The organism is Streptomyces sp. NPDC057253 (assembly GCF_042669125.1).
Classification (GTDB): domain Bacteria; phylum Actinomycetota; class Actinomycetes; order Streptomycetales; family Streptomycetaceae; genus Streptomyces.
The window spans coordinates 124221-130949 of the sequence record NZ_JBHUXV010000015.1; the positions used below are offsets into that span (position 1 = coordinate 124221).

At 66.5% G+C, this 6729-nt stretch carries 8 protein-coding genes; 1 reads left to right on the top strand and 7 read right to left on the bottom strand.

The features are described from left to right. Positions 1–47: 47 nt before the first annotated feature. The 6 genes from prcB to arc form a co-directional block, all read right to left on the bottom strand. On the bottom strand, positions 48–893 hold the full coding sequence (gene prcB / locus ACFULQ_RS11375) for a proteasome subunit beta (protein ID WP_383541376.1): 846 nt from the start codon (positions 891–893) through the stop codon (positions 48–50). Beyond that, on the bottom strand, positions 845–1357 hold the full coding sequence (locus ACFULQ_RS11380) for an endonuclease VII domain-containing protein (protein ID WP_383541379.1): 513 nt from the start codon (positions 1355–1357) through the stop codon (positions 845–847). The genes prcB and ACFULQ_RS11380 overlap by 49 nt, the downstream gene beginning before the upstream one ends. Then, a complete protein-coding gene (locus ACFULQ_RS11385) occupies positions 1350–1490 on the bottom strand; it encodes a hypothetical protein (protein ID WP_162637290.1) in 141 nt (46 codons plus the stop codon). The genes ACFULQ_RS11380 and ACFULQ_RS11385 overlap by 8 nt, the downstream gene beginning before the upstream one ends. Then, positions 1480–1698 carry a ubiquitin-like protein Pup gene (locus ACFULQ_RS11390; protein WP_020141350.1) on the bottom strand — a complete coding sequence of 73 codons (219 nt, stop codon included), beginning with the start codon at positions 1696–1698 and terminating at the stop codon, positions 1480–1482. The genes ACFULQ_RS11385 and ACFULQ_RS11390 overlap by 11 nt, the downstream gene beginning before the upstream one ends. 155 nt (positions 1699–1853) lie before the next feature. Continuing rightward, complete coding sequence (gene dop / locus ACFULQ_RS11395; RefSeq protein WP_383541383.1) at positions 1854–3365, bottom strand: depupylase/deamidase Dop; 1512 nt, start codon at positions 3363–3365, stop codon at positions 1854–1856. A gap of 245 nt (positions 3366–3610) precedes the next feature. Further along, positions 3611–5377 (bottom strand): proteasome ATPase, encoded by a 1767-nt coding sequence (arc, locus tag ACFULQ_RS11400; RefSeq protein ID WP_383541386.1) that lies wholly within the window; start codon positions 5375–5377, stop codon positions 3611–3613. Positions 5378–5625: 248 nt separating this feature from the next. Between arc and ACFULQ_RS11405 the strand changes: the two genes are divergently transcribed. Beyond that, positions 5626–5925: a ferredoxin gene (locus tag ACFULQ_RS11405; protein WP_383541389.1), complete on the top strand. Its 300-nt coding sequence runs from the start codon at positions 5626–5628 to the stop codon at positions 5923–5925. Positions 5926–5982: 57 nt separating this feature from the next. Here the strand turns inward: ACFULQ_RS11405 and ACFULQ_RS11410 are convergent, their stop codons facing one another. Further along, the gene (locus ACFULQ_RS11410) at positions 5983–6561 is read right to left on the bottom strand and encodes a hypothetical protein (RefSeq protein WP_383541392.1); all 579 of its coding nucleotides are present in this window, start codon (positions 6559–6561) and stop codon (positions 5983–5985) included. Positions 6562–6729 lie beyond the last annotated feature (168 nt).

A 6729-nucleotide genomic window follows, 5' to 3' on the forward strand; every position in this document is an offset into this window, starting at 1 on the left:
CTTTCTGTGGAAGTCACTGCGATCACCTTGAACAAGACGACAGACGCCTACAGCAGCGCGGCCCGCGGGCCGTCGGGCTGCTCCAGCCGCCGCTCGAGAATCGAACGGGCGATCTCGGAGGACTCCTCGTCGGTCAGCCGACGGAAGCCGTCCTCGGTGATCACGGTGACGATCGGGTAGATCCGGCGGGCGACATCGGGACCTCCGGTCGCCGAGTCGTCGTCAGCCGCGTCGTAGAGGGCCTGCACCACGAGGGTGGTCGCCTGCTCCTCGGTCAGGTCGGCACGGAAGAGCTTCTTCATCGCCCCGCGCGCGAAGATCGAGCCCGAACCGGTGGCGGCGAAGTTGTGCTCCTCGGAACGACCGCCCGTGACGTCGTAGGAGAAGATCCGCCCCTTGTCCCGGTCCACGTCGTACCCCGCGAACAGCGGCACGACGGCCAGCCCCTGCATCGCCATGCCGAGGTTCGACCGGATCATGGTCGACAGCCGGTTCGCCTTGCCCTCCAGCGAGAGCTGCGCCCCCTCGACCTTCTCGAAGTGCTCCAGCTCCAGCTGGAACAGCTTCACCATCTCCACGGCAAGACCGGCGGTGCCGGCGATCCCGACGGCCGAGTACTCGTCGGCCGGGAACACCTTCTCGATGTCCCGCTGGGCGATGACGTTGCCCATGGTGGCGCGACGGTCACCGGCCAGCACCACGCCCCCCGGGAACGTGACGGCGACGATGGTCGTCCCGTGCGGCGCCTCGATCACACCCTGGGTGGGCGGCAGTTGCCGGTTCCCGGGCAGCATCTCCGGCTGATGCTCGGACAGGAAGTCCATGAAGGACGACGACCCAGGCGTCAGGAAGGCAGCTGGTAGACGCCCGGTGCTACGAGTGTTGGCTTCCACGCGTTTCCTTCCAGGTAATCGGCAGCTCGGTTGATCGCTTCGGGGTCGTCCCCCAACAGGCCGAGGCCGGAATTGCAGTTGAAGCACAGTACGCCACGGACCCTACCCGTCTTGTGGCAGTGATCCACATGAACGGCGGGAGCCGTCAGACAGATCGCACAGAGCCCCATTTGAGAGGCGACCATCTCGTCACGCTGGGCTTCGGTGATGCCGTACTTGCGCATGAAGTAACTGGCTCTGTTCCGCTCAGCACGACAGGAACGGCAGTAACTGGCCCAGCCGTCGGAGGACGACTTATTCCGCTCCCACTCGGCATGAGGCTTCGCGTCGCCGCACTGCGGACATCGCTTGTACCCGGCCGGGACCGAGACCTTCTCCCTGACCTTCTTGCCCTTGGCCTCCTGGCGCTGCCGGTAGTACTCGGATGAGCACTCCCGGCAGTACGCCTGGAGACCGTCAGTCATCGCCTTGTTGCTCGCGAACGCAGTCCTCGGCAAGTGTTGCTTGCACCGTGAACAGCGCCTTGTTGCGGATTCCTCGATCACTCGACAGCGCCCCCGACTTCACCTTCGATTCAAAGGTGAAATCACTCGCCACCCTTCTGAACGAAGGACCGCACGAAATCCTCTGCGTTCTCCTCGAGCACATCATCGATTTCGTCCAGGACGGAGTCGACGTCGTCGCTCAGCTTCTCGTGGCGCTCCTTGAGGTCCTCGGAACCCTGCGCCTCCGCAGTCTGCTCCTCGACCTCCTCGGTGTTGCGCGTGGCCTTCTGCTGTCCGCCGCCGGTGTCCTTGGTCGCCATAACCCCTCACCCCGCTCGGTTCGACGTTCTTGATCAGACCCTACTTGCAGGGTCCGACATCGGCCCCGCAGTTCCTACAACGTACGGGGGCCATCTCGATGATTCCCTCTGGCCGGGTTTTCCACCCTGTGGCGGCACCCGGCCAAAGGACCCGCTCAGCCGCCGGACAACACCCTGACCAGGTCTTCTGCCGTGCGGCAGCGGTCCAGCAGCTCCTTGACGTGATTTCGCGTTCCGCGAAGCGGTTCGAGGGTTGGGACGCGCTGGAGCGAGTCCCGGCCCGGGAGGTCGAAGATGACCGAGTCCCAGGAGGCGGCGGCGACGTCGTCGGCGTACTGCTCCAGGCAGCGGCCGCGGAAGTACGCGCGGGTGTCCTCCGGGGGCTTGGTGCGGGCCCTCTCGACGTCCTGCTCGTCGAGGAGGCGCTTGATGCGGCCGCGGGCCGCGAGACGGTTGTAGAGGCCCTTCTCGGCCCGTACGTCGGCGTACTGGAGGTCGAGGAGGTGGAGCTTGGCCGCGTCCCAGTCGAGGCCGTCGCGGCGCCGGTAGCCCTCCATGAGCTCGCGCTTGGCGACCCAGTCGAGTTCGCCGGCGAGGCTCATGGGGTCGTGTTCCAGGCGGTTGAGGGTGTCCTCCCAGCGGGTGAGGACGTCCTTGGTCTGGTCGTCGGCGTCCGCGCCGTACCGCTCCTCGACGTACTTGCGGGCCAGCTCGTAGTACTCCATCTGGAGCTGGACCGCGGTGAGTGTGCGGCCGCTGCGGAGGGTGACCAGGCGCTGGAGGGTCGGGTCGTGGGAGACCTGGTGCAGGGTGCGGACGGGCTGGTCGACGGCCAGGTCGACGGCGATGAAGCCGTCCTCGATCATCGACAGGACCAGGGCGGTGGTGCCGAGCTTGAGGTAGGTGGAGATCTCGGAGAGGTTCGCGTCGCCGATGATCACGTGGAGGCGGCGGTACTTCTCGGCGTCGGCGTGGGGCTCGTCGCGGGTGTTGATGATCGGGCGCTTGAGGGTGGTCTCGAGGCCCACCTCGACCTCGAAGTAGTCCGCGCGCTGGCTGAGCTGGAAGCCGTGTTCGTGGCCGTCCTGCCCGATGCCGACGCGGCCGGCTCCGGCGAAGACCTGGCGGGAGACGAAGAAGGGCGTGAGGTGGCGCACGATGTCCGAGAAGGGGGTTTCCCGCTTCATCAGGTAGTTCTCGTGCGTGCCGTAGGAGGCGCCCTTGTTGTCGGTGTTGTTCTTGTAGAGGTGGATGGGCTGGGCGCCGGGGAGCGCCGCGGCGCGTTCGGCGGCCTCGGCCATGATGCGTTCGCCGGCCTTGTCCCAGAGGACGGCGTCGCGGGGGTTGGTGACCTCGGGGGCGCTGTATTCGGGGTGTGCGTGGTCGACGTACAGGCGCGCGCCGTTGGTGAGGATGACGTTGGCGAGGCCGATGTCCTCGTCGGTGAGCTGGCTGGAGTCTGCGGCCTCGCGGGCTAGGTCGAAGCCCCGCGCGTCCCGCAGCGGGTTCTCCTCCTCGAAGTCCCAGCGGGCCCGGCGGGCCCGGTGCATCGCCGCCGCGTAGGCGTTGACGATCTGGGACGAGGTGAGCATGGCATTGGCGTTGGGGTGGCCGGGGACGGAGATCCCGTACTCCGTCTCGATGCCCATTACTCGCCGTACGGTCATGCGGCCCTCCTTGCCCGGCGGCGCCCTCGGTCGGGGGCGCCGCTCAAGTACCGCTGGCGCTCCGGTGCGTGTGCGGTGCCCGTCCCCGCACTGCGCGACTCGGCGGTACCGAAGAGCCTAGAACGGCTCTGCGCTGGTGGGGAGATCATTTGCGTCATTGCCTTGCTCGCCTTTGGTCCGGTTAGTTGCCTGAAAAACAGTCGGCTGCGGGTACCCCGTTGTGGGCACCCGCAGCCGCCCTGTCTTTACAGGTACTGACCGGTGTTCGCCACCGTGTCGATGGAGCGTCCGGTGTCGGCGCCCTGCTTTCCGGTGATGAGGGTACGGATGTAGACGATCCGTTCGCCCTTCTTTCCGGAGATGCGGGCCCAGTCGTCCGGGTTGGTGGTGTTGGGCAGGTCCTCGTTCTCCTTGAACTCGTCCACGCAGGCCTGGAGGAGGTGGGAGACGCGGAGACCCTTCTGGTTGTGGTCGAGGAAGTCCTTGATCGCCATTTTCTTGGCGCGGCCGACGATGTTCTCGATCATGGCGCCGGAGTTGAAGTCCTTGAAGTAGAGGACTTCCTTGTCTCCGTTGGCGTAGGTGACTTCCAGGAAGCGGTTTTCCTCGGATTCGGCGTACATGTGTTCCACGGCCGTCTGGATCATGCTGTCGACGGTCGTCGACTTGCTGCCGCCGTGCTCGCCGAGGTCGTCGGCGTGCAGCGGGAGGCGCTCGGTGAGGTACTTGCCGAAGATGTCCTTGGCGGCCTCGGCGTCGGGACGCTCGATCTTGATCTTCACGTCGAGGCGGCCGGGGCGCAGGATGGCGGGGTCGATCATGTCCTCGCGGTTGGAGGCACCGATGACGACCACGTTCTGGAGGCCTTCGACGCCGTCGATCTCGGCGAGGAGCTGCGGGACGATGGTGTTCTCCACGTCCGAGCTGACGCCGGAGCCGCGGGTGCGGAACAGGGATTCCATCTCGTCGAAGAAGACGATGACGGGTGTGCCCTCGCTGGCCTTCTCGCGAGCACGCTGGAAGACGAGGCGGATCTGCCGCTCGGTCTCGCCGACGTACTTGTTGAGGAGCTCGGGGCCCTTGATGTTGAGGAAGAAGCTCTTGCCGGTGGCCTGGCCGGTGACTTCGGCGACCTTCTTGGCCAGCGAGTTGGCGACGGCCTTGGCGATGAGCGTCTTGCCGCATCCGGGGGGTCCGTAGAGCAGGACGCCCTTGGGCGGGCGCAGTTCGTGCTCCTTGAACAGGTCCGGGTAGAGGTACGGCAGCTCGACCGCGTCCCGGATGGCCTCGATCTGGCCTCCGAGTCCGCCGATCTGCTCGTAGCCGATGTCGGGGACCTCTTCGAGGACGAGTTCCTCGACCTCGCTCTTGGGAACGACCTCGTAGACGTAGCCGGAGCGCGGTTCGAGGAGCAGGGCGTCGCCGGGGCGGATGGTGACGTCCAGCAGCGGCTCGGCGAGCCGTACCACCCGTTCCTCGTCGGTGTGACCCTGCACCAGGGCGCGCTCGCCGTCCTCGAGGATCTCCTTGAGGGTGACGATGTCGCCGACGCTCTCGTACTGCATGGCCTCGACCACGTTGAGAGCTTCGTTGAGCATCACTTCCTGGCCGCGCCGGAGCTCTTCGAGGTCGACGCTGGGGCTGACGTTCACCCGCAGCTTGCGGCCGCCGGTGAAGATGTCGGCCGTGCCGTCCTCGTTGGCTTCGAGGAAGACGCCGAAGCCGGCCGGTGGCTGTGCGAGCCGGTCGACCTCTTCCTTGAGGGCCACGATCTGGTCGCGGGCCTCACGGAGCGTGTTGGCGAGTCGCTCGTTCTGTGCGGATACGCCGGCCAGGTTGGTCTGCAGCTCGACGATCCGCTCTTCGAGAATCCTCGTGTGCCGCGGAGAGTCGGCGAGCTTGCGCCGCAGGACGGCGATTTCCTGCTCAAGGTAGGCAATCTGCCCGGACGGGTCGTCGGACCCTCGTCCCGGGCGGATGCCGCGGTTCATGTCGTCGTCGTGGGCTGCCACGGTCCTCACCTCCTCCAAGGGGAGCTGGACGCTTCCAGACCCTACCTGGGCGGGTGTCGATTGAAACCCCTAGATCACAAAGACGGTCGAGGTGTGTCCGATCTTCACCCTTGCGCTCTCCCTCACGCCAGGGGAATACCCAGCGAACGTGATGGGAACCCAGCCCGAGGTACTGTCGAAGCGTTCAACACCCGTCAGAGCTGGCCGGATTCCCGTTCGGCCCGACAAGTAAACGACAGGAGAGATGAGTGCAGCAGGAGGCCGGGGCCGGCGGCGAAACCCTGGAGGTCTGGATCGATCAGGACCTGTGCACGGGTGACGGCATCTGCGTCCAGTACGCGCCCGAGGTGTTCGAGCTGGACATCGACGGTCTGGCCTACGTGAAGGGCGCGGACGACGAGCTTCTGCAGGCCAAGGGCGCCACAACGCCCGTTCCGCTGCCGCTTCTCACCGATGTGGTCGACTCCGCGAAGGAGTGTCCGGGTGAGTGCATTCATGTACGGCGAGTTTCGGACAGCGTCGAGGTCTACGGTCCGGACGCGGAGTGACCGTGAGGGCACTCCGCGTGAGTGTTGTCTGATTTCTCACAGATGTGATCGCTTCGGTCAGACCGTGTGCGTGCCCGCCGGGGTGGAGCGGACGAACGCGCCGTCCTTCCACTGCCACTTCGCCCTGTCCGTCACGTCCGGGCAGCAACTGGGTACGTCGGACGTGGAGTAGCCGAGCAGGGTCGCCTCCACGGCTCCGTCGCCGATCGTGAAGTCGGTGACGGTGTTGCGGCTCTTGGGGCTCAGCAGGGTGGCGACGACCCGGGGTTCGCCGGAGTCCTTGGCGCGGGTGATGACGTAGACGGCGTCGGGCGGGGTGCCCATGGGGGCGTCGCAGTGCACCACTACGGCGGTTTCCGGCCGTCCGTCGCCGTCGAGGTCTCCGGAGACCTGCTTCTGCACCTTCGCCTCGACCGGGCCGCAGTCGATCGGGAAGCGTACGTCTACGGGATCGGGTGCGGTCGTGACCACCGGGGCGGGTCTGGCTTCGGGGCCGGCCGCCTGTGCCGCCGTCGCGGGCTTGGGCTGGAGGACCGAGGAGAAGGCCACTACGGCCGCCACGGCGGTGGCGGTGGCGACCCAGTGGATCGGGCGGGTGTGGGTGTGTGCCAGTTCCGGGACGGCGGATTGCTGCACTAGGAGCGTCTCCTGAGGGCGGTGCCGGTGGGGGTGGGTGGCCAGCATGGTGCCACACGTCACAGGTCAGGGGAACGGCGGGGTGGGTACTTGTGCTGGTTGCGCCGCGCCGGTTCGTGCCGCTCCTCAACGCGAAGGCGCCGGGGTGGAGTTCCCGTGGTCTGTGGG